Annotated in this window: 20 protein-coding genes; 8 read left to right on the top strand and 12 right to left on the bottom strand. The window is 69.5% G+C overall.

Annotation, left to right across the window (positions count from 1 at the left end):
• Positions 1–6 precede the first annotated feature (6 nt).
• Together FBR43_RS13710 and FBR43_RS13705 are read left to right on the top strand one after the other, a co-directional pair.
• On the top strand, positions 7–948 hold the full coding sequence (locus FBR43_RS13710) for an isoaspartyl peptidase/L-asparaginase family protein (protein WP_136943631.1): 942 nt from the start codon (positions 7–9) through the stop codon (positions 946–948).
• 118 nt (positions 949–1,066) lie between these two features.
• The gene (locus FBR43_RS13705) at positions 1,067–1,954 is read left to right on the top strand and encodes a S1/P1 nuclease (RefSeq protein ID WP_136943630.1); all 888 of its coding nucleotides are present in this window, start codon (positions 1,067–1,069) and stop codon (positions 1,952–1,954) included.
• Between the two features lie 21 nt (positions 1,955–1,975).
• Here the strand turns inward: FBR43_RS13705 and pal are convergent, their stop codons facing one another.
• The 7 genes from pal to ruvB all read right to left on the bottom strand — a co-directional run bounded on the left by pal (position 1,976) and on the right by ruvB (position 7,725).
• Positions 1,976–2,497, bottom strand: a complete 522-nt coding sequence (gene pal, locus FBR43_RS13700; RefSeq protein ID WP_136943629.1) for a peptidoglycan-associated lipoprotein Pal — start codon at positions 2,495–2,497, stop codon at positions 1,976–1,978.
• Between the two features lie 86 nt (positions 2,498–2,583).
• Positions 2,584–3,969: a Tol-Pal system beta propeller repeat protein TolB gene (tolB, locus tag FBR43_RS13695; RefSeq protein WP_136943628.1), complete on the bottom strand. Its 1,386-nt coding sequence runs from the start codon at positions 3,967–3,969 to the stop codon at positions 2,584–2,586.
• 29 nt (positions 3,970–3,998) lie between these two features.
• A complete protein-coding gene (locus FBR43_RS13690) occupies positions 3,999–4,949 on the bottom strand; it encodes a cell envelope biogenesis protein TolA (protein ID WP_136943627.1) in 951 nt (316 codons plus the stop codon).
• 4 nt (positions 4,950–4,953) lie between these two features.
• The gene (tolR, locus tag FBR43_RS13685; protein WP_136943626.1) at positions 4,954–5,391 is read right to left on the bottom strand and encodes a protein TolR; all 438 of its coding nucleotides are present in this window, start codon (positions 5,389–5,391) and stop codon (positions 4,954–4,956) included.
• Entirely contained in the window at positions 5,391–6,080 is a 690-nt protein-coding gene (gene tolQ, locus FBR43_RS13680) for a protein TolQ (RefSeq protein WP_136943625.1), read from the bottom strand. The genes tolR and tolQ overlap by 1 nt, the downstream gene beginning before the upstream one ends.
• A gap of 19 nt (positions 6,081–6,099) precedes the next feature.
• Positions 6,100–6,549, bottom strand: coding sequence for a tol-pal system-associated acyl-CoA thioesterase (gene ybgC / locus FBR43_RS13675; RefSeq protein ID WP_136943624.1), 450 nt, complete (start codon positions 6,547–6,549; stop codon positions 6,100–6,102).
• Between the two features lie 183 nt (positions 6,550–6,732).
• Entirely contained in the window at positions 6,733–7,725 is a 993-nt protein-coding gene (ruvB, locus tag FBR43_RS13670; RefSeq protein WP_394344054.1) for a Holliday junction branch migration DNA helicase RuvB, read from the bottom strand.
• 124 nt (positions 7,726–7,849) lie between these two features.
• Here ruvB and gpmA point away from each other — a divergent pair, with 124 nt between their 5' ends.
• The 3 genes from gpmA to FBR43_RS13655 all read left to right on the top strand — a co-directional run bounded on the left by gpmA (position 7,850) and on the right by FBR43_RS13655 (position 11,458).
• Positions 7,850–8,560 (top strand): 2,3-diphosphoglycerate-dependent phosphoglycerate mutase, encoded by a 711-nt coding sequence (gene gpmA, locus FBR43_RS13665; protein WP_136943622.1) that lies wholly within the window; start codon positions 7,850–7,852, stop codon positions 8,558–8,560.
• 12 nt (positions 8,561–8,572) lie between these two features.
• A complete protein-coding gene (nadB, locus tag FBR43_RS13660; protein WP_136943621.1) occupies positions 8,573–10,165 on the top strand; it encodes an L-aspartate oxidase in 1,593 nt (530 codons plus the stop codon).
• Between the two features lie 192 nt (positions 10,166–10,357).
• Positions 10,358–11,458 (top strand): serine hydrolase, encoded by a 1,101-nt coding sequence (locus FBR43_RS13655; RefSeq protein ID WP_136943620.1) that lies wholly within the window; start codon positions 10,358–10,360, stop codon positions 11,456–11,458.
• A gap of 9 nt (positions 11,459–11,467) precedes the next feature.
• On the opposite strand, the gene FBR43_RS13650 is transcribed toward FBR43_RS13655, so the two are convergent.
• Positions 11,468–12,241, bottom strand: a complete 774-nt coding sequence (locus tag FBR43_RS13650) for an SDR family NAD(P)-dependent oxidoreductase (protein WP_249276602.1) — start codon at positions 12,239–12,241, stop codon at positions 11,468–11,470.
• A gap of 67 nt (positions 12,242–12,308) precedes the next feature.
• Between FBR43_RS13650 and FBR43_RS13645 the strand changes: the two genes are divergently transcribed.
• The 3 genes from FBR43_RS13645 to FBR43_RS13635 are packed head-to-tail and all read left to right on the top strand — an operon-like array spanning position 12,309 to position 16,044.
• Positions 12,309–13,448, top strand: coding sequence for a glycoside hydrolase family 130 protein (locus tag FBR43_RS13645; RefSeq protein ID WP_136943618.1), 1,140 nt, complete (start codon positions 12,309–12,311; stop codon positions 13,446–13,448).
• On the top strand, positions 13,445–15,019 hold the full coding sequence (locus FBR43_RS13640) for an alpha-amylase family glycosyl hydrolase (protein ID WP_136943617.1): 1,575 nt from the start codon (positions 13,445–13,447) through the stop codon (positions 15,017–15,019). The genes FBR43_RS13645 and FBR43_RS13640 overlap by 4 nt, the downstream gene beginning before the upstream one ends.
• Positions 15,016–16,044, top strand: coding sequence for a glycosyltransferase family 4 protein (locus FBR43_RS13635; protein ID WP_136943616.1), 1,029 nt, complete (start codon positions 15,016–15,018; stop codon positions 16,042–16,044). Before FBR43_RS13640 ends, FBR43_RS13635 begins: the two co-directional genes overlap by 4 nt.
• On the opposite strand, the gene FBR43_RS13630 is transcribed toward FBR43_RS13635, so the two are convergent.
• Genes FBR43_RS13630 through ftsE form a run of 4 tightly spaced genes read right to left on the bottom strand, consistent with a single transcriptional unit; the run spans position 15,965 to position 18,835 of the window.
• Positions 15,965–16,711 (bottom strand): lysophospholipid acyltransferase family protein, encoded by a 747-nt coding sequence (locus tag FBR43_RS13630; protein ID WP_169542620.1) that lies wholly within the window; start codon positions 16,709–16,711, stop codon positions 15,965–15,967. The two genes, FBR43_RS13635 and FBR43_RS13630, sit on opposite strands and share 80 nt — an antisense overlap.
• Complete coding sequence (locus FBR43_RS13625) at positions 16,708–17,244, bottom strand: YdcF family protein (protein ID WP_249276601.1); 537 nt, start codon at positions 17,242–17,244, stop codon at positions 16,708–16,710. Before FBR43_RS13625 ends, FBR43_RS13630 begins: the two co-directional genes overlap by 4 nt.
• Positions 17,241–18,125, bottom strand: a complete 885-nt coding sequence (locus FBR43_RS13620) for a cell division protein FtsX (protein WP_136943614.1) — start codon at positions 18,123–18,125, stop codon at positions 17,241–17,243. The genes FBR43_RS13625 and FBR43_RS13620 overlap by 4 nt, the downstream gene beginning before the upstream one ends.
• Entirely contained in the window at positions 18,122–18,835 is a 714-nt protein-coding gene (ftsE, locus tag FBR43_RS13615; protein WP_136943613.1) for a cell division ATP-binding protein FtsE, read from the bottom strand. The genes FBR43_RS13620 and ftsE overlap by 4 nt, the downstream gene beginning before the upstream one ends.
• Positions 18,836–18,965: the final 130 nt, after the last annotated feature.

Genomic DNA, 18,965 nt, shown 5'->3' with positions numbered 1-18,965 from the left:
ACCGACATGACCGATCAATCGCGATCCTCGGACTGGACGCTGCTCGTCCACGGCGGCGCGGGGAGCATGACGCGCGATACGATCGATGCCGCGCAGGATGCTGCCGCGCGGGCAGGGCTGAACGCCGCGCTCGATGCCGGATCGGCAGTGCTGGCAGGTGGTGGCAGCGCGGTGGATGCGGTGGAGGCGGCGGTGCGCGTGCTCGAGGACGATCCCGCCTTCAATGCCGGGCGCGGCGCGGTGTTCACGCATGAAGGACATATCGAGCTTGACGCCGCGATCATGGACGGCGCGACACGCGATGCCGGCGCGGTCGCGGCGGTCACGCGCACGCGCAATCCGGTGACGCTGGCGCGGCACGTGATGGTCGACAGCCCGCACGTGTTGCTGGCCGGCAAGGGCGCCGACGCGTTTTCGGCCGAGCAGGGTATCGAGCAGATCGATCCCGCCTGGTTCGCGACGCCCGAGCGCCGCCGCCAGCTCGACGACATGAAGGCGCGCAAGACCGGATCGTTCGACGTCGACCTCAAATACGGCACCGTGGGTGCAGTCGCCCGCGATGCAGCGGGGCATGTCGCCGCCGCTACCTCGACCGGCGGGCTGACCGGCAAGCGCTGGGGGCGGATCGGCGACGCGCCTCTGATCGGAGCTGGCACCTATGCCGACGATCGCGCGGCGGCGGTCTCGGCCACCGGTGCGGGCGAATATTTCATCCGCGAGGGCGTGGCGCACGAGATCTGTGCACGCGTACGGCTTGCGGGCGCGCCGCTGCGCGAAGCCGCCGACGCGGTGATGGCCGAGACGCGGGAACTGGGCGGGCGCGGTGGCGTGATCGTGACGGGGCCGGACGGCGAGACGGTCTACAGCTTCACCACGCCCGGCATGTATCGCGGCCGAGCGAGCGCGGAAGGCGCGCGCTCGGTAGGCATTTACGGCGACGAGGACTAGGCTGTCGATGCCTTCCCGGTACGGGAGGGAGACCGCCGCCCGCAGGGCGGGGCTGGAGGGGTGCGGCGGCGCGCGGCGCCACTTCCGTCTGTCACGAAGCCCGGCTACCAGCGCGGCCATGATCCGCACCCTCGCCCTGTTCGTCGCCGTGCTGTCGCTGCTCATCCATGCGCCGGCGCAGGCCTATGGCTTCTTCACGCACGAGGCGATCGCGCGCATCGCGATGCTCAACGTGCGACCCGCTACGGCACGCGCGGTGCGTACGATGCTCGGGCGCGCCGATCTGCTGCAGACGCCCGGGTGCGGCGCAGCCACGCCCGAGGGGGCATCGACCTGGCCCGATTGCATTCGCGGGCTGGGCGATCGCTTCAGCTACAGCGCGCCCTGGCATTACCAGAATGTCGATATCTGCAAGCCGTTCGATCTCGAGGCGGCGTGCGCCAACGGCAATTGCGTGTCGGCGCAGGTCGACCGGCAGGTGAAGCTGTTGCAGAACAAGAGCGTGCCGCTGCGCGAGAAGGTGGCGGCGCTGGCGTTCCTCATCCATTTCGTCGGCGACATGCACACGCCGCCGCATGCCGGCGACCGCGGCGATCGCGGGGGCAACGACGTGAAGGCGAGCTACGGCCTGTTCACCGCGCGCTGGCTCAATCTCCATTCGATCTGGGATTCGCCGCTCGCCGAGCGCGCGGTGACGACGCCGCCCGAGATTATCCGCACCTATTTGCCTGCGGAGCGGGCGGCGCTGAACGGCGGGACGACCGCCGACTGGAGCCGCGAGGGATGGGAAGTCAGCCGCGATTTCGCCTATGCGCTGGCGCTGGGCGGCGACCCGTGCGCGCCCAAGCCCGACGGGCCGGTCGTCTATACCGACGATGCGATCGAGAAAGCGGTGGCGCCGCAGCGGTTGCAGGTGCAACGCGCGGGCCTGCGGCTGGCGCGGCTGCTCGACGAGGCGTTTGACCCCGCGCGCGCTTTCACGCCCGAGCCGCGCGGCCGGCGCTGAGCTGCCGGCCGCGCGAGCGGATCAGTTGATAACGACGGTCACGGCGCGGCGATCGGCCGCCCAGGCGGCTTCGCCCGAACCGCCCAGCGGGCGTTCCTTGCCGTAGCTGATCGTGGTGATGCGGCCGGCATCGACGCCGCGCGCCGCCAGATAGTTCTTGGCCGAATTGGCGCGGCGATCGCCGAGCGCGAGATTGTATTCGCGCGTGCCGCGTTCGTCGGCATGGCCCTCGATCGTGACGCGGACATTGGGATATTGCGCCAGCCACGTCGCCTGCCCGTCGAGGATGGCGCGCGCGGTGGGGTCGATATCGTAGCTGTCGAGCGCGAAGTTGACGGTGTCCGACTGGACCGAGCGGCGGAAGTCTTCGGCCGAGCCGGGGACGACGCCGGTGCCGACGCTGCCGTCGTTGATGCCGGTGCCGGTCCCGGCGGGCGGTGCGGTCTCGCCCGGAGCGGGCGGCAGCACTTCGGGCCGCTTCTTCGCGCAGCCGGCAACCACCAGAGCGGCGCCGAGCATCAGGATCGTAGTCTTGCTGGCCATCGGATCGTTCTCCTCGACTTCGGTTATCTCGCCCTGCGGCAAATCGTTTCGGGCGTGGGATGATCTTCAGTGGCTTGTCAACGCCCTCAGGGCCGAATTGGTCCCCAGCTGGGATCGGAGCCGCCGAGCGGCGTGGGGATACGGCGCGCATTGACGCCGGTCAGATCGACCGACCAGACCTGTGCCCCTCCCGAACCCTGCGCCGAGCGCAGATAGGTGATGACGCGGCCATTGGGCGCCCAGCTCGGCCCCTCGTCGCCCCAGGCGTCGGTCAGCACGCGCTCGCCACTGCCCGAGGGGCTCATCACGCCAATCTTGAAGCCGCCCGAAATCTTGGTGAAGGCGATGAGGTCGCCGCGCGGGCTCCACACCGGCGTCGCATAGCGCCCGCCGCCGAAGCTGATGCGCTGCTGGCCCGAGCCGTCGGCGTTCATGACGTAGAGCTGCTGCGTGCCGCCGCGATCGCTTTCGAACACGATGCGCCTGCCGTCGGGCGAATAGCTGCCGCCGGTGTCGATGCCGGGCGAATTGGTCAGCCGCTGCGGCTGCCCGCCCGAGGCCGACACGCGATAGAGATCGGTGTTGCCGTTCTGCGCCATCGAGAACAGGATGTAGCGGCCATCGGGCGAGAAGCGCGGCGCGAAGGTAAGGCTGGCGCCCGACACCACGCGGCGCTGGCGGCCGCTGCCCAGATCATACACGTAGATCGCCGGCTGATCGCCGACATAGCTCATATAGACGATCGACTGCTGGTTGGGCGCGAAGCGCGGCGTCAGCACGATCGACTGGCCGTTGGTGAGGAAGCGGTGATTGGCGCCGTCCTGATCCATGATCGCGAGGCGCTTGATGCGGCGGTTCTTGGGGCCGGTTTCAGAGACATAGACGACGCGGCTGTCGAAATAGGGGCCTTCGCCCGTCAGCCGCGTATAGACGGTGTCAGCGCATTTGTGCGCGGCGCGGCGCCAGTCGGCGGGGGTGACGACGAAGCCCTGGCGCGCGAGTTCGATCCGCGAGAACACGTCGTAGAGGTAGCAGCCGACGGTGAGCGTGCCGTCGCCATTGGCGCGCACGAAGCCCTGCACCAGCGCCTGCGCACCGGTGCCGCCCCAATAGTCGAACGCGGGGGCCGTCACCTCGGGGAACACCACGGCGCGAAGCTGCGCAGGCTGGAGCGGCGTGAACAGCCCCGAATTGCGCAGATCGTTGGTGATGATCTCGGCGAGCTGGCGGCCCAGAGCATCGGTCGAGCCTGCCGGCGTCGACTGCACCGCCGGGGTCGGCAGATAGGGCACGGCGATGGGCATCGGCGCCGAGATGCCGCCCGTCACATCGACCTCGAGCGGCGGCGGCGCGCCGTCCTGCGCATCGCCCGCCGGCGCCGCGACGGGCGGCGGGGCCACGCCCTGCGCCGCCAGCGGTGTGCCGAGCATCAGGCACAGCAAGCCCAAGAGACCCGATCCGAACTTCGCCATCCTCACCACTCCGAAAACGCGCGCAGCCGCTAGCGCAACTGCCAGTTGTAGTTGATGTTGCTCCAGCCGCCATTGGCAGTCGAATAATATTCGGCCGGCAGTTTGAGCGGCGAACACGCCCGAAATGCGGCGATGCCGAGATCGGTGACGCGCTGGGCGTAGCGCTCGTTCTCGCCCGTGACGCCGGTCTGGCGCACCTGGCGCGGATTGCCCGCCAGCGTGCCGTCACGGTTGAGGCGAAGATTGAGCACCGTCACGATCGCGTTGGCGCCGGGTCCGGGATTGACCTGCTTGTCGGCGCAGGGCTGGATCTGGCGGCGGATCGCATCGCGAATGCCGGCGAGCGCGCGTGCGTCGACGCGCGCGGCGCTGGGCGGCGTCACGGCCTTGCTCTCGCTCGGCGTGTCGCTCAGCCCTTTGAGGAAATCGTCGCCGAGCCGGCTGCCGCGCGGGCGCGCCTTGGTCGACGCGCTGTCGTTGCCCGATCCCTTGGCGGCGGCGGCCTTGGGCGGTGCCTTCTTGGCAGGCGGCGTATCGCGCTTGGGTGCGGCCTTGGGTGGCGCCTTTGGGGCGGGACGTTCGGCGGCCTTCTTCTCGGGCGGGCGTTCGGCGGGCTTGGGGCGTTCGGGGCGCGGCCGTGCCTTGGGCGCTGGGCGCGCGGCGGGCGCCGGTTCGGGCGCGGGGGCGGGCGGGGCTGGCTCGGGCTCGGGAGCCGGCTCGGGCGGGGCGGCTTCGGGCGCGGGGGGGGCTGCATCCTCGGGCGGCCCGGTCTCGGGCGCGATCGAGGGGGCGGGCGGCTCGATCGAGGCGGGTGCCTGCGCCTCGAGCCCGACTTCCTCGACGAGGCTCACCTCGATCGGCGTGGGTTGCAGCGCCTGCGGATCGGGTGTGGCAAGGAAGCCTACCGAAAGCAGACCGAACAGCACCGCATGGCCGATCAGCGCGGCGGCAAGGCCCAGCTTTTCGGCGCGATCCATCATCGGCTCAGCGTGCGTCCGACGCGACGGTGACGAGCGACACGCGATTGAGGCCGGCGCGATTGAGTTCGCCCATCACGCGCATCACTGCGCCGTAATCGATGCTGCGATCGGCGCGCAGGAAGATCTGGCGCGGCGCGGCGGCATCGCTGCCCGCGGCGATCTCGGCCAGAACGTCGGGCAGGATCGCCTCGGCCACCTCGTTCTCGCCGACGAAGATGCGGCCCTGATCGTCGAGGCTGACCTGCACGGGCTCCTGTTCCTGATCGAGCGCCTTGGCGCGACTGTCGGGCAGGTTCACCGGCACGCCGGCGGTGAGCAGCGGCGCCGTCACCATGAAGATGATGAGCAGCACCAGCATCACGTCGACCAGCGGCGTCACGTTGATGTCGGCCATCGGCGCGCGCCGCCCCTTGCCGCGGCCCGAGGGGAGGTTCATCGCCATCAGCCGAGTTCGAGCTGGCGGCTGAGCGTGGCGTGGAAGCCGTCGGCGAAGCGCATCAGCCGCGCTTCGATGCGGTTGATCCCGTGGCTGAAGCGATTGTAGGCGATGACCGCGGGGATCGCGGCGAACAGGCCGATGGCGGTGGCGAACAGCGCCTCGGCAATGCCCGGCGCGACCACCGCCAGCGACGAATTTTGCGCCTGCGCGATCGCCGAGAAGCTGCGCATGATGCCCCAGACGGTGCCGAACAGGCCGACGAACGGCGCGACCGACCCGACGGTGGCAAGCACGTTTAGGCGATCGGACATGCGATCGATCTCGGCGGCAACGGCGGCGCCCATCGCGGTGGCGAGGCGCTCACGCGTGCCGTCACGGTCGATCACCTTGCCTGCGGTCGAGCGGCGCCATTCGGCGACGCCGGCGGTGAACACGCGCGCGATCGCCAGATCGCTTTCGGCATGGGTGCGGTGAAAGGCATCGACATCGTCGGCGCGGCGATATTCGCCCTCGAACCGGTCGATCGCGTTGCGCGCGCGCGAAATCTTGGCGCGGAAGCTGACGATCAGCGCCCAGGTCCAGATGCTTGCGGCGAGCAGCCCCAGCATCACCGCCTTCACCACCCAGTCGGCCTGCATGAACAGGCCAAGCGGCGACAGGGTGGCGGCATCGGTATTCACGAACGCTTCCATGCGGGCTTGCTTCCCTTTTTCAGACGAGGCGCCGGAACGCCTCTAGCCAATCGGCCGGCTGGCGTCTCGGCCTTCCCGACGGCGCGACGAACGCCGCCTCGACGCGCGCTTCGGCCAATAGGTCGGCGTCGCGCATGACTCGTTGATGAATGACGGTGGCGGCGGGGCGGATCGTCTCGACGGTGCTGGCGATCACCAGCGCGTCGTCGAGCCGGGCGGGCGCATGGTAGCGGATCGCGAGATCGCGCACGGCATAGACGCCGCCGCCCGCCTCGAACGCGCTGCGCTGATCGACGCCGGCTGCGCGCAGCATGTCCGACCGCGCGCGCTCCATGAAGCGCAGGTAATTGGCGTGATAGACGACGCCCGACAGATCGGTGTCCTCGAAATAGACGCGCAGCGCGAAGCGGTGCTCGCGACCGACGAAGCGGCCGGTATGGGGAGTGTCCGAAGGCGCGTCCGGCGTCATGCGCGGGCATTAACCAGTGGCGAGTCCGGGGTCAAAGGGGGTGTTCGGGGCTTCTAAGATCGTCACCCCGGACTTGTTCCGGGGTCTACTGCGCCGCAAGAGCCGCGCTTGTTGCTCTGAGTCCACGGTAGACCCCGGAACAAGTCCGGGGTGACGGAAATGTGCGTGAGTCTGCACCCGTGCTCAGTCGAACAGCCCGTCCTGCGCGCCCTGCGGCGGCTCGATGCCGAGATGCTTCCACGCCGCGCCGTTGAGGCAGCGGCCGCGTGCGGTGCGGGCGATCATGCCGATCTGGATGAGATAGGGCTCGATCACCTCCTCGACGGTGTCGCGCGGCTCGGAGAGGCCGGCGGCGAGCGTCTCGACGCCCACCGGCCCGCCGCGATAGATGTCGGCGATCATCGTGAGATAGCGGCGGTCCATCGCATCGAGCCCGAGCGCATCGACCTCGAGGCGGTTGAGCGCGGCGTCGGCGACGGCAGCGTCGACGAGCGGCGCGCGCGCGACATTGGCGAAATCGCGCACCCGGCGCAGCAGCCGCCCCGCAATGCGCGGAGTGCCGCGTGCGCGCCGGGCGACTTCGCGCGCGCCGTCGGGAGCGATGACCAGGCCCAGCAGACCGGCGGCACGCGTCACCACGCGCTCGAGCTCGTCTACCGTATAGAATTGCAGCCGCACGGGAATGCCGAAGCGGTCGCGCAGCGGCGTCGTCAGCAGGCCCTGGCGCGTGGTGGCGCCAACGAGCGTGAAGCGCGGCAGATCGATGCGCACGCTACGCGCCGACGGACCCTCGCCGATCATCAGATCGAGCGCGCGGTCCTCCATCGCAGGGTACAGCACTTCCTCGACCGCGGGCGCGAGGCGGTGGATCTCGTCGATGAACAGGACGTCGCCGTCCTCGAGATTGGTAAGCAGCGCAGCGAGATCGCCCGACTTGGCGATCACCGGCCCCGACGTGGCGCGAAACCCCACGCCCATCTCGCGCGCGACGATCTGCGCGAGCGTCGTCTTGCCGAGCCCCGGCGGGCCGAAGAACAGCACATGGTCGAGCACGTCGCCGCGCCCGCGCGCCGCCTCGATGAACACGCGCAGATTGTCGCGCGCGGCGCGCTGGCCGACGAAATCGTCGAGCATCTTCGGGCGCAGCGCAGCGTCGACATCCTCGGGCTTGCGCATGGGGGCGATGATGCGGTCGGCGTCGGTCACCGCGGCGGGTTAGCGCGAGCGCGCGCGAACGTCACGCGAACAGTTGCCGTCGCGGCCTTCGGCACCCTAAAGCGGGCGACCAGAGGAGATGCAAATGCCCACGCTCGTCCTGATCCGCCACGGCCAGTCGGCCTGGAACCTCGAGAACCGCTTCACCGGCTGGTGGGACGTCGACCTGACCGAACAGGGCGTGGCCGAGGCTTGGGCGGCGGGCGAGCTGATGCGCGCGCGCGGACTCGACTTCGACATGACGTTCACGAGCTTCCAGAGCCGCGCGATCAAGACGCTCAATCTGGCGCTGGAGGCGATGGGGCGGCTGTGGCTGCCGACCGAGAAGGACTGGCGGCTCAACGAACGCCATTATGGCGGGCTGACGGGGCTCGACAAGGCCGAGACCGCGGCGCGGCACGGTGAGGAGCAGGTGCACATCTGGCGCCGCAGCTTCGATATTCCGCCGCCGCTGCCCGAGGAAGGCAGCCCGTGGGATCTGGCGCAGGACGCGCGCTACAAGGGCGTGCCGATCCCGCAGACCGAAAGCCTCAAGGATACGATCGCGCGTGTGCTGCCCTATTGGGAGTCGCGCATCGCGCCCGAGCTGCGCGCGGGCAAGCGCGTGCTGATCTCGGCGCACGGCAATTCGCTGCGCGCGCTGGTGAAGCACCTGTCGGGCATTTCGGATGCCGAGATCGCGGGGCTCGAAATCCCGACGGGCCAGCCGATGGTCTACGAGCTGGGCGACGATCTGGCGGCGATCGACCGCTATTACCTGCGTGATCGCGCACCCGCTGCCGCGACCGCCGACTGACGAAGCGCGGGCATGAGCCAGTCGAGCGACGTCCTCGTCATCGGATCGGGCGCGGCGGGGCTGACCGCGGCGCTCAACCTCGCCGATCGTTTCCGCGTGACGGTGCTCGCCAAGGGCGGGCTCGACGAGGGATCGACGGCATGGGCGCAGGGCGGCATCGCCGCGGTGCTCGAGCCCGGCGACACCTTCGAGCATCATATCGACGACACGATGGTCGCCGGTGCCGGCCTCAACGACCGCGCGACGGTGGAGATGGTGGTCGAACGCGCGCCGGCGGCGATCGCGCGGCTGGCGCAACTGGGCGTGCCGTTCAACGTCGCCGAGGACGGCGGCGAGGGGTGGCACCTGACGCGCGAGGGCGGCCATTCGCATCGCCGCATCGTGCATGTCGACGATGCGACGGGCTGGGCAGTGCAGGACGCGCTGCTCCGCGCGGCGGCGGCGCACCCCAACATCACGCTGGTGCCCGATCGTATCGCCATCGATCTGGCGACGAGCCGGCACGAGTTGCGCTATTCGGGCGCGGGCAATGTGTGGGGCGTCTACGCCGTCAATCGCGCCACGGGCGAGGTGGAGCTCCACACCGCGCGGGCGACGATCCTGGCGACGGGCGGGGCGGGGCGCACCTACCAGTTTTCGACCGCGCCGCGCGGCGCCACCGGCGATGGTATCGCGATGGCATGGCGCGCGGGCTGTCGCGTGTCGAACATGGAATTCATGCAGTTCCACCCGACGTGCCTGTTCCATCTCGAGGTCAAAAACTTCCTCGTGACCGAGGCGGTGCGCGGCGAGGGCGGGCGGCTGGTGAACCCCACCACGGGCAAGCGCTTCATGGCCTATTACGATGCCGAACGGCTCGAGCTGGCGCCGCGCGACGTGGTGGCGCGCGCGATCGATGCCGAGATCAAGCGCTTCGGCCTCGATTACGTACATCTAGACATCAGCCATCGCGGCGCCGACTTCGTGCGCGCGCATTTCCCGACGATTCATGCCCGCCTGCTCGACCTCGGCATCGACATGACGCGCGAGCCGATTCCCGTGGTGCCGGCGCAGCATTATACCTGCGGCGGCGTGGTGGTGGATCGCGACGGACGCACCGATCTGCCGGGGCTGTATGCGGCGGGCGAAGTGAGCCAGTCGGGGCTGCACGGCGCCAACCGGCTTGCCTCGAACTCGCTGCTCGAATGCTTCGTGTTCGGCGAGGCGGCGGCGCGCCACATCGCCGCCCATTGGGATACGCTGCCGCCGCCGCCGGCTATCCGCGCATGGGACGAAAGCCGCGTCACCGACAGCGACGAGGAAGTCGTCATCAAGCAGAACTGGACCGAGATCCGCCGGTTCATGTGGAACTATGTCGGCATCGTGCGCACCACCAAGCGGCTCGAGCGCGCTGCGCACCGCATCAAGATGCTGCAGGAGGAAGTCGCCGACTATTACGGCCATTTCCGCGTGACGCCCGACCTGATCGAGCTGCGCAACCTGCTGCAATCGGCCGAGCTGATCGTGCGATCGGCGCTGCACCGCAAGGAAAGCCGCGGGCTGCATTACACGCGCGATCACCCCGACACGATCGACCCGCCGCAGGACACGGTGCTTATTCCCTAGTGGGGGAGCGGGCCGGTGCCGTTCCCGTGGGTATCGCGGGCGCCCAGAACGTGCCAAGTGTCTGTTCGTTCGGGCGTTGTTCACCGTTCATCGTCAGGATCATGGCTTTCGTCGCAAGCGCGACTCGCCGGTCTTGTCGCCGGCGCGCGCGCCGATCCATGGTTGGAGGGACAAGGGGCGCATATCATCGGCATGAGTATCGAACCATTCACGGCCCTCGAGCGGGCGCTGACGCTGTGTGGCCTGGCGCCGCTGGCGCTGATCGGTTGCGTGGGATCGGGGCAACCCGAGCTTGCTGCGTCGCTGCCGGCGCCCACCTATCGCGTCGCCGCACCGGTGCCGCCGCCCCCGCCACCGCCGCCCGAAGTGCTCGCGCCGACGCCGCTGGTGACGGGCATCGACGCGATGGTGCGCGAGTTCGGCGGCAAGGTGGGCGTGGCGATCAAGAGCATCGATCATGGCTGGATGGTCGCCAAGAACGGCGACGATCCGATGCCGCAGCAAAGCGTGAGCAAGCTGTGGGTGACGATGACGCTGCTCGACCAGGTCGATCAGGGGCGGGTGCGCCTCAGCGATCCGATCACCGTGACGCGCGCCGACCTGACGCTGTTCCACCAGCCCGTCGCCAGCCTGCTCAAGAACGGCGTCTATGAAACGACCGTCGGCGATCTGATGCGCCGCGCGATGACGATGAGCGACAATACCGCCAATGATCGCCTGCTGCGCCATGTCGGCGGGCCGGCGGCGGTGAATGCCTATATCGAAAAGCACAATCTGGGCAGCATCAAGTTCGGCCCCGGCGAGCGGTTGTTGCAGAGCCGCACCGCCGGGCTCGACTGGAAGCAGGACATGGCGATGGGCCGCGCCTTCCAGCAGGCGCGCGCGGCGCTGCCGCCGGGCGTGCGCCGCGCGGCGTTCAACGCCTATGTCGCCGACCCGATCGACGGTGCGAGTGCGGGCGCGATCGCCAATGCGCTGACGCGGCTGAAGCGCGGCGAACTGTTATCGCGCGCGTCGACGGCGCATCTGATAGCGACGATGGAATCGTCGCGTACCGGCCGTGCGCGGTTGCGCGCGACGGTGCCGGCGGGATGGCGGCTGGGCCACAAGACGGGCACCGGGCAGGACCTGTCGGGGCGCACGGCGGGCTTCAACGACGTCGGCATCCTGACCGCGCCCGACGGCAAATCCTATGCGATCGCAGTGCTCATCGGCGACACCAGCCGGCCGGTGCCGGCGCGGCAGGAGCTTATGCAGGCCGTGGTCGCAAGCGTGGTGGCCAACCACCGATAACGGGCGCTGCTATTCGGCGTAGCGCATCCGCCGCGTCATGCCGCCGTCGACGACGATCTGCTGGCCGGTGATGAAGCCCGCGCCTTCGCTGGCGAGAAAGGTGATGGTGGCGGCGATGTCGCGCGGTTCGCCGACACGGCCGACGGGATGCTGCTCACGGTCGATCGCGCGGTGCTCGGGCGCCTGCCGCTTCGACGGTTTCTGCCACGGGCCGGTCTCGATCCAGCCGGGGAGCACGGCATTGACGCGAATCTCGGGCCCCAGGCTGACGGCGAGCGCGTGCGCCATCGCGCACAGCGCGCCCTTGGCGGCGGCATAGCCTTCGCATTCCGGTTCGGATTGCAGCGCGCGTGTCGACGCCATCAGCGCGATCGATCCATGGCGCTGGCGCAGCAGCGGCACGGCGGCGCGTACCATGAGGAAGGCGCCGGTGACGTGGCTGTCCTGCCAGCGCCGCCAGTCGGCGAGGCTGGCGTCCTCGATCGGCCCGATGACGGGATCGGCAAGGCCGGCGTTCGAGACGAGCAGGTCGATGCCCGGCGCCTCGCCTGCCTCGGCGCACCATTTGGTGAGGCGGGCGAAGGCGCGCGTGACGGCGGCCTCGCGCGCGACATCGGCGACGAGTGCCAGCACTATGCGGCCGGGATGCTCGCGTCGCAGCGCCTGCACCGCCTCGCGGTCGCGATCGAGCGCCACGACGCGCCATCCTTCGGCAAGCAGATGCTCGACCACGCCCTTGCCGATGCCCTGCGCGCCGCCGGTGACGATTGCGATGCGTGCCACGCTCGATCCTTTCGGTTCTTCCACGCCTCGAACGCCGCTGCCGCGCGGCGGTTGCGGAACCGGGCTGATGGCCGAACGTCTGTCGCTCGGCGGCAAGGGACGGCATGACATGCGCGACGATTACCTGATCTTCACGCCCGACGAGGTCGATCTGGCGCGATCGCCACTGCGCGGGCGGTGCGAGGCCGAGACCTATGTGCTCGGCGCGTTCAATCCGGGGATGACGCGGCTTGCGTCGGGCAATCTGCTGCTGATGGTGCGCGTGGCCGAGGCGCTGGTCGATCCGCAAGCGCGATCGCTGCGCTGGGATGCGGAGCGCTATGTGGTGGACGCGTGGCCCGCCGCGCGCGTCGATACGAGCGATCCACGCATCATCAAGCTCACCGACGAGCCGTGGACGCCGCTGGCGCTGACATCGATCTCGTGGCTGCTGCCCGTGGAGCTTACGCCCGATGGCGAGGCGGTGGTGGCGGTGCATTACGACCGCGCGATCGTGCCGGCGGCGCCCTATCAGGCCTATGGCATCGAGGATGCGCGGATCAGCCGGATCGACGGGCGCTGGTGGATGACGTGCTGTTCGGTCAGTCCCGAACGACTGGGCACATCGCTTTATTCAAGCGACGATGCGCGCGACTGGCGGCTCGAGGGGCTGGTGCTCGATCACCAGAACAAGGACATGCTGCTGTTCGAGGGGCGGATCGACTGGCGCTATTGGGCGCAGACGCGGCCCTTGGGCGAAACCTGGTTCGCCTATCCGCCGGGCAGCGATTGGCGTGCGGGGCCGGCGATCAACCTCGCGACCTCGCCCGATCTTCTGCACTGGAAGCCGCACGAGGCACCGGGGCTGCGCCCGCACGCGGCGACGGTATCGACCGCGCGGATGGGCGGCGGCGCACCGCCGATGCTGACCGACGACGGCTGGCTGAGCCTGTGGCACGGCGTCGAGCCGGGCGGCGAGGTGGGGATCTACCGCACCTACTGGACGCTGCTCGACCGCGACGATCCGAGCCGCGTGATACGTACCGAGCATGACGCGCTGATCGAGCCGGCACCGCATCTGACCGCGCATATCGCGCACCAGAAATATCTCGACAGCGTGGTGTTCACGACGGGCATCGTCGATCTGGGCGACCAGTATCTGGTGGCGAGCGGCGAGGCCGATCTGGCGTGCCGGCTGACGCGTATCGACAAGGCGCGCTTCGCGTGAGCGAGCGGCCTTGGTGGCATGGTGCGGTGCTGTATCAGGTCTATCCGCGCTCGTTCGCCGACGCCAATGGCGACGGAATCGGCGACCTGGCGGGGATCACCGCGCGGCTCGGCTATTTCGTAGAGCTTGGTGTCGACGCGATCTGGATATCGCCGATCTATCCCTCCCCGATGGCCGATTTCGGCTATGACGTCGCCGATTATTGCGATGTCGATCCGCGCTTCGGCAGCCTTGCAGATTTCGATGCGCTGCTGGCGCGTGCGCATGCGCTGGGCCTGCGCGTGCTGCTCGACTTCGTGCCCAACCACTCATCGGACCAGCACCCCTGGTTCGTCGCCAGCCGTTCGTCGCGCGAGAACCCGAAGCGCGACTGGTATATCTGGCGCGATCCGTCGCCCGGTGGCGGAGCGCCCAACAACTGGATCAGCGATTTCGGCGGGCCGGCATGGGAATATGACGCGGCGACCTCGCAATATTACAGCCATGCGTTTTTGAAGGAGCAGCCCGACCTCAACTGGCGCAACCCGGCGCTTAGGGCGGCGATGATCGATGCGATGCGCTTCTGGTTCGACCGCGGCGTCGATGGCTTTCGCATCGATGTGCTGTGGCACATGGTGAAGCACGCCGAGTTTCCCGACAATCCGGCCAATCCCGATTTCCACGAGGGGCTCGGCGAGATGTGGCGGGTGCTGCAAACGCACTCGACCGACCAGCCCGAGGTGCACGCCATCGCGGCCGAGTTGCGCGCGCTTGCGGACGCATATGGCGAACGCCTTTTGATCGGCGAGATCTACCTGCCGGTCGAGCGGCTGATGGCCTATTATGGCGCGCCCGATGCGCCCGGCGTGCACCTGCCCTTCAATTTCCAGCTGATCGACGCGCCCTGGAACGCGCGCGCGCTGGCGCGGCTGATCGAGGGGTATGAACGCGCCCTGCCCGAAGGCGGCTGGCCCAACTGGGTGCTCGGCAATCACGATCGCCCGCGTGCCGCGACACGCTTCGGCGAGCCGCAGGCGCGGGTGGCGGCGATGCTGCTGCTGACGCTCCGCGGGACACCGACGATCTACTATGGCGACGAGATCGGCATGGGAGACGTCGCGATTCCGACCGACATGGTGGCCGATCCGCGCGAGTTGCGCGATCCGGGCAAGGGGCTGGGGCGTGATAGGGTGCGGACGCCGATGGCGTGGGACGCGTCGCCTGCGGCCGGTTTCTCGACCGGTGCGCCGTGGCTGCCGCTGCACGACGACTGGCCGACGCGCAACGTGAGCGCGCAGCGCAACGATGCGGCGTCGATGTGGCGCCTGCACCGCGACCTGCTGTCGCTCCGGCGACGGACGCCCGCGCTGGCTCTGGGCGACTGGCTGCCGGTCGCGAGCGAGGGTGACGTGCTCGCCTATGAACGGCGCCTCGGCGATGCGCGCGTGCTGGTGGCGCTCAACCTCGGCACCGCCTATGCGCCCTTCGCGCTGCCCGACTGGGCGCGGGCATTGCGCGTGGCGCTTTCGACGGTCGCGGGCGACCCCGATCCGCGCCTGCTGGCGCCCAACGAAGGCATGATCCTGACATGAAGATCGCGATGATCGCGCCGATCGCCTGGCGGACGCCGCCGCGGCATTATGGACCCTGGGAATATGTGACTAGCCTTTTGACCGAGGCGCTGGTGGCGCGCGGGGTCGACGTGACGCTGTTCGCGACGCAGGATTCGGTCACGTCGGCGCGGCTCGAGGCGGTGGTGCCGGCGCCCTATAGCGAGGACCCGTCGGTCGATGCCAAGGTGTGGGAGCATCGCCATCTGGCGCAGGTGTTCGAGCGCGCGGGCGAGTTCGACCTGATCCATAACCAGGCCGATTTCCCCGCGCACGCCTTTGCCAATCTGGTCGCCACGCCGATAGTGACGACGATCCACGGCTTCTCGTCAGACCGCATCCTGCCGATGTACCTGCCCTATCAGGACCGCGTGCACTATGTCGCGATCTCGGACGCCGACCGACACCCGGCGCTGCGCTACGCCGCGACGATCCATCACGGCATCCCGATCGACGACTTCGCCTTCGACGCACGCGGCAGCGACGACCTGCTGTTCTTCGGGCGGATGCATCCCGACAAGGGGCCGGCCGAGGCGATCGCGGCAGCCCGCGCCGCCGGCCGGCGGCTTGCCATGTACGGCATCGTGCAGGACGAAGGCTATTTCGCGCGCGAAGTGGCCCCGCATGTCGACGGCGAGGCGGTGCGCTATCCGGGCGCGGTGGGTGGGTCCGAGCGGATCACCGCGCTCGGGCAGGCGCGCGCGCTGCTGCACCTCATCAATTTCGACGAGCCCTTCGGCCTTTCGGTGATCGAAGCGATGGCGTGCGGCACGCCGGTGATCGCGATGCGGCGCGGATCGATGCCCGAACTGATCGAGCATGGCGTCACGGGCTTTCTGGTCGACAGCCACGACGAGGCGGTCGAGGCGATCGAGCGCGCGGCCGAGATCGATCGCGCGGCGTGCCGCGCCGTGGTGGCGGAGCGGTTCAGCGTTCAGACGATGGCGGCGAACTACGAGGCGCTGTATCGGCGGATCCTGGCAGCGCCGCGGGCTCGAGCGCGTTGATGCCAGCATACGCCAGCGCCTCGGCCTCGGCGCGCGGACGGCCGGGAGCGATGGGATCGGCGAAGCGGATGGTGACGGTGCCCGGCCGCTTGGGGCCATGGCGCGGCCACACGCGCGCACTGTCGAGCGCGATTGGCACTGCAGGCAGATCGAGCGCCTTGTAGAGCCCGGCAAAGCCCGCGCGCAGTGGCGGCGCTTCGCCCGGCGCGACGCGCGTTCCCTCGGCGAAGATCAGCACGGGCCGGCCGGCGGCGCGCGCGAGGCGTGCCTCGCGGATCAGGCGCTTGAGTGCCGCGCCCGAAGCCTCGCGATCGACCACGATGAGGCCATAGGCCTGCGCGGCGCGACCCCAGACGGGCACGTCGGCAAGCTCGCGCTTCATCACCACGACGGGATGGTCGAGCAGCAGCGTAAGCTCGAACGTCTCGAAGAACGACTGGTGCTTGGCGACGTAGAGCGCGGGTCCGGCAAGCTGCCGGCCTTCGATGCGGGTATGGATGCCCATGATGTGGCGTGCGCAGAAGCGGTGCCAGCGCAGCCAAGTGCGCACCACGGCATTGAGCGGGCCGGTGCCGACGAGCGCGGCGAGCGGCGCGGCGCAGACGATCGGCACCGATCCGCCGTAGAAGGCGGCATCGAATAGCAGCGAGCGCAGCCGGCCGATCATCCGCGATACCCCACGAGCAGCGCGATGCGGCGGATGACCAGCTTGTTATATTCGCTGAACAGCACCGCGAAGCCGGCATTGGTGCGCACCGGATCGCCGATGATCGTCACATCGTCGCCCAGCGCGTTGGCGAGTTCGAGCCGCGCGCGCGGCATGTGCCAGTCGGCCGTCACCAGCCGGACGCTAGCATAGCCGCGGTCGCGAACCCAGCGCGCGGTCTCGTCGCCGTTCGAGCGCGTGTCGACGGCTTCCTGCCCAAGATCGATGCAGCAGGCGAACAGGCGGGGCGAAGTGCGATAAGTGAGCGCGAGCTCGATGGGGCGCACGCGCGGATCGACGCCGGTGACGAGCATCCGCTCGGCGCCGCCTGCTTCGAGAATGGCGATGCCGCGATCGATGCGGCCCGGCCCGCCGGTGGGCACGACGATGGCATCGGTGCGCGTGCCTTCTAGCGGGGCGCCGAGCGCAAGCAGGAACGCGACGAAGCCCAGCGCATAGGCGAGCAGGACGAAGGCGAGCGCGCGGATCATCACAGCCGCTTGCCGAGTGCCTTGAGCACGGTGAGCCGCGCGGCGAGCGTCGCCATCAGCGTGAAGACGAGCGGCAGCACCGCGAGCACTGCCCAGTCGCCGGGGCTGAGCGCGACGCCGCCGACGATCTCGGCGCCGACGGCATCGAGCTGGCGGCCGAGAAAGAACAGGAAGGCAAGCGCCGCCGTCGCGCCGATGACGCCGCCGGTCAGCGTGTCGATCGCGATGCGGCGCTGGAACAGGCGCGCGACCTGGAAGTCGGTCGAGCCGAGCATGTGCAGCACCTCGATGGTGTCGCGATGCGTGTCGAGCCCGGTGCGCGCGGCAAGCAGCACGACGAAGGTGGTGGCGCCCGCCACCAGCAGCACGACGCCCGCCGCCAGCCAGGCGAGCGTCGCGACGAGGCCGCGCACCGGCGCCAGCCACTGCGCATGGCGATCGACGCGCGCGGTGGGTACGGCAGCGCGGATCGCGGCCTCGACCGCGGCGGTCGCGGCGGGATCGCGCACATCGATGTCGATCATCGCGGGCATCGGCAGATCGGCATCGAGCCCCGCCTCGCCGAGCCAGGGTTCGAGCAGTTCGACGAGGCGCGCGCGATCGACCTCGACCGCGCGGGTGACGCGCGCATCGCGGCGCGCGATGCGGAGCACGGCGGCGACGGCGCGATCGCGCGTGGCGGCGTCGCCCTCGACGAGTTGCACCGTCAGCCGGCCGGCGAGCTCGCTGTCGAGGCTGCGCGCGGCCGACCAGGTCGACAGGCCGAGCGCGGCGGCAAGCACCGTCAGGAACAGCATGATCGCCATGATCCACGACATGGCGCGGGCGTTGCGCCGCTCGTCGAGCAGCTGGCGTTCGGGTGCGGGAGGGCGGCGCGCGATCATGGCGCGGGCGTTTCGCCGGGCGGCGGGAAACGCAGCGCGCCGGTGGGATCAAGCAGGCGGCCGCGATCGATGCGCATCATCCGCGCGGCGGGAATGCGGCTGAGCAGGTGCAGGTCGTGCGTGGCGACGACGACGGTGGTGCCGAGGCTGTTGAGGCTGGCGAACAGGTGCAGCAGGCGTTCGGCCATGTCGGGATCGACATTGCCCGTGGGCTCGTCGGCCACCAGTATCTCGGGCCGGGTGATGACCGCGCGCGCGATGGCGATGCGCTGCTGTTCGCCGCCCGACAGCGTGGGCGGCCGCGCGCCGGCGCGCTCGTTGAGGCCTACCCAGGCGAGCATCTCGCGCACCGGCTCGTCGACCTCGTCCTCGGGCATGCCCGCGACGCGCAAGGGGAGCGCGATATTGTCATAGGCCGAGAGATGCGGGACGAGGCGGAAATCCTGGAACACCACGCCGATGCGGCGGCGAAAGCCCGGCAGGCGGCTGCGCGGCAGCGTGACGGCATCCTCGCCGAACAGCCGGATGACGCCGCGGCTGGGGCGCTGCGACAGATAGAGCAGCTTGAGCAGCGACGTCTTGCCCGCGCCCGATGTGCCGGTGAGGAAGTAGAAGCTGCCCGCCTGCAACGTGAACGACACGTCGGACAGCGTTTCGGGGTTGGTGCCGTAGCGCAGGCCCACATTCTCGAACTGGACGATATTTGCCATTTTCGGGAGCGGCCGGCGGGCTTTTCGACAGGAACAGGAGCCGTGCCATCGCACGTCCGGTGCGTGCGCTCAAGCCGGGGCGGTGCCGGCCGGGCAATGTCGCCAAGCCCCTTGCCAGCAAGCCTTGCGT

This window comes from Sphingomonas baiyangensis, from assembly GCF_005144715.1.
GTDB classification, from domain to species: Bacteria; Pseudomonadota; Alphaproteobacteria; order Sphingomonadales; family Sphingomonadaceae; genus Sphingomonas; species Sphingomonas baiyangensis.
The sequence above is the reverse complement of the archived record's forward strand: the minus strand, read 5'-3'. Positions and strand labels throughout refer to the sequence as shown.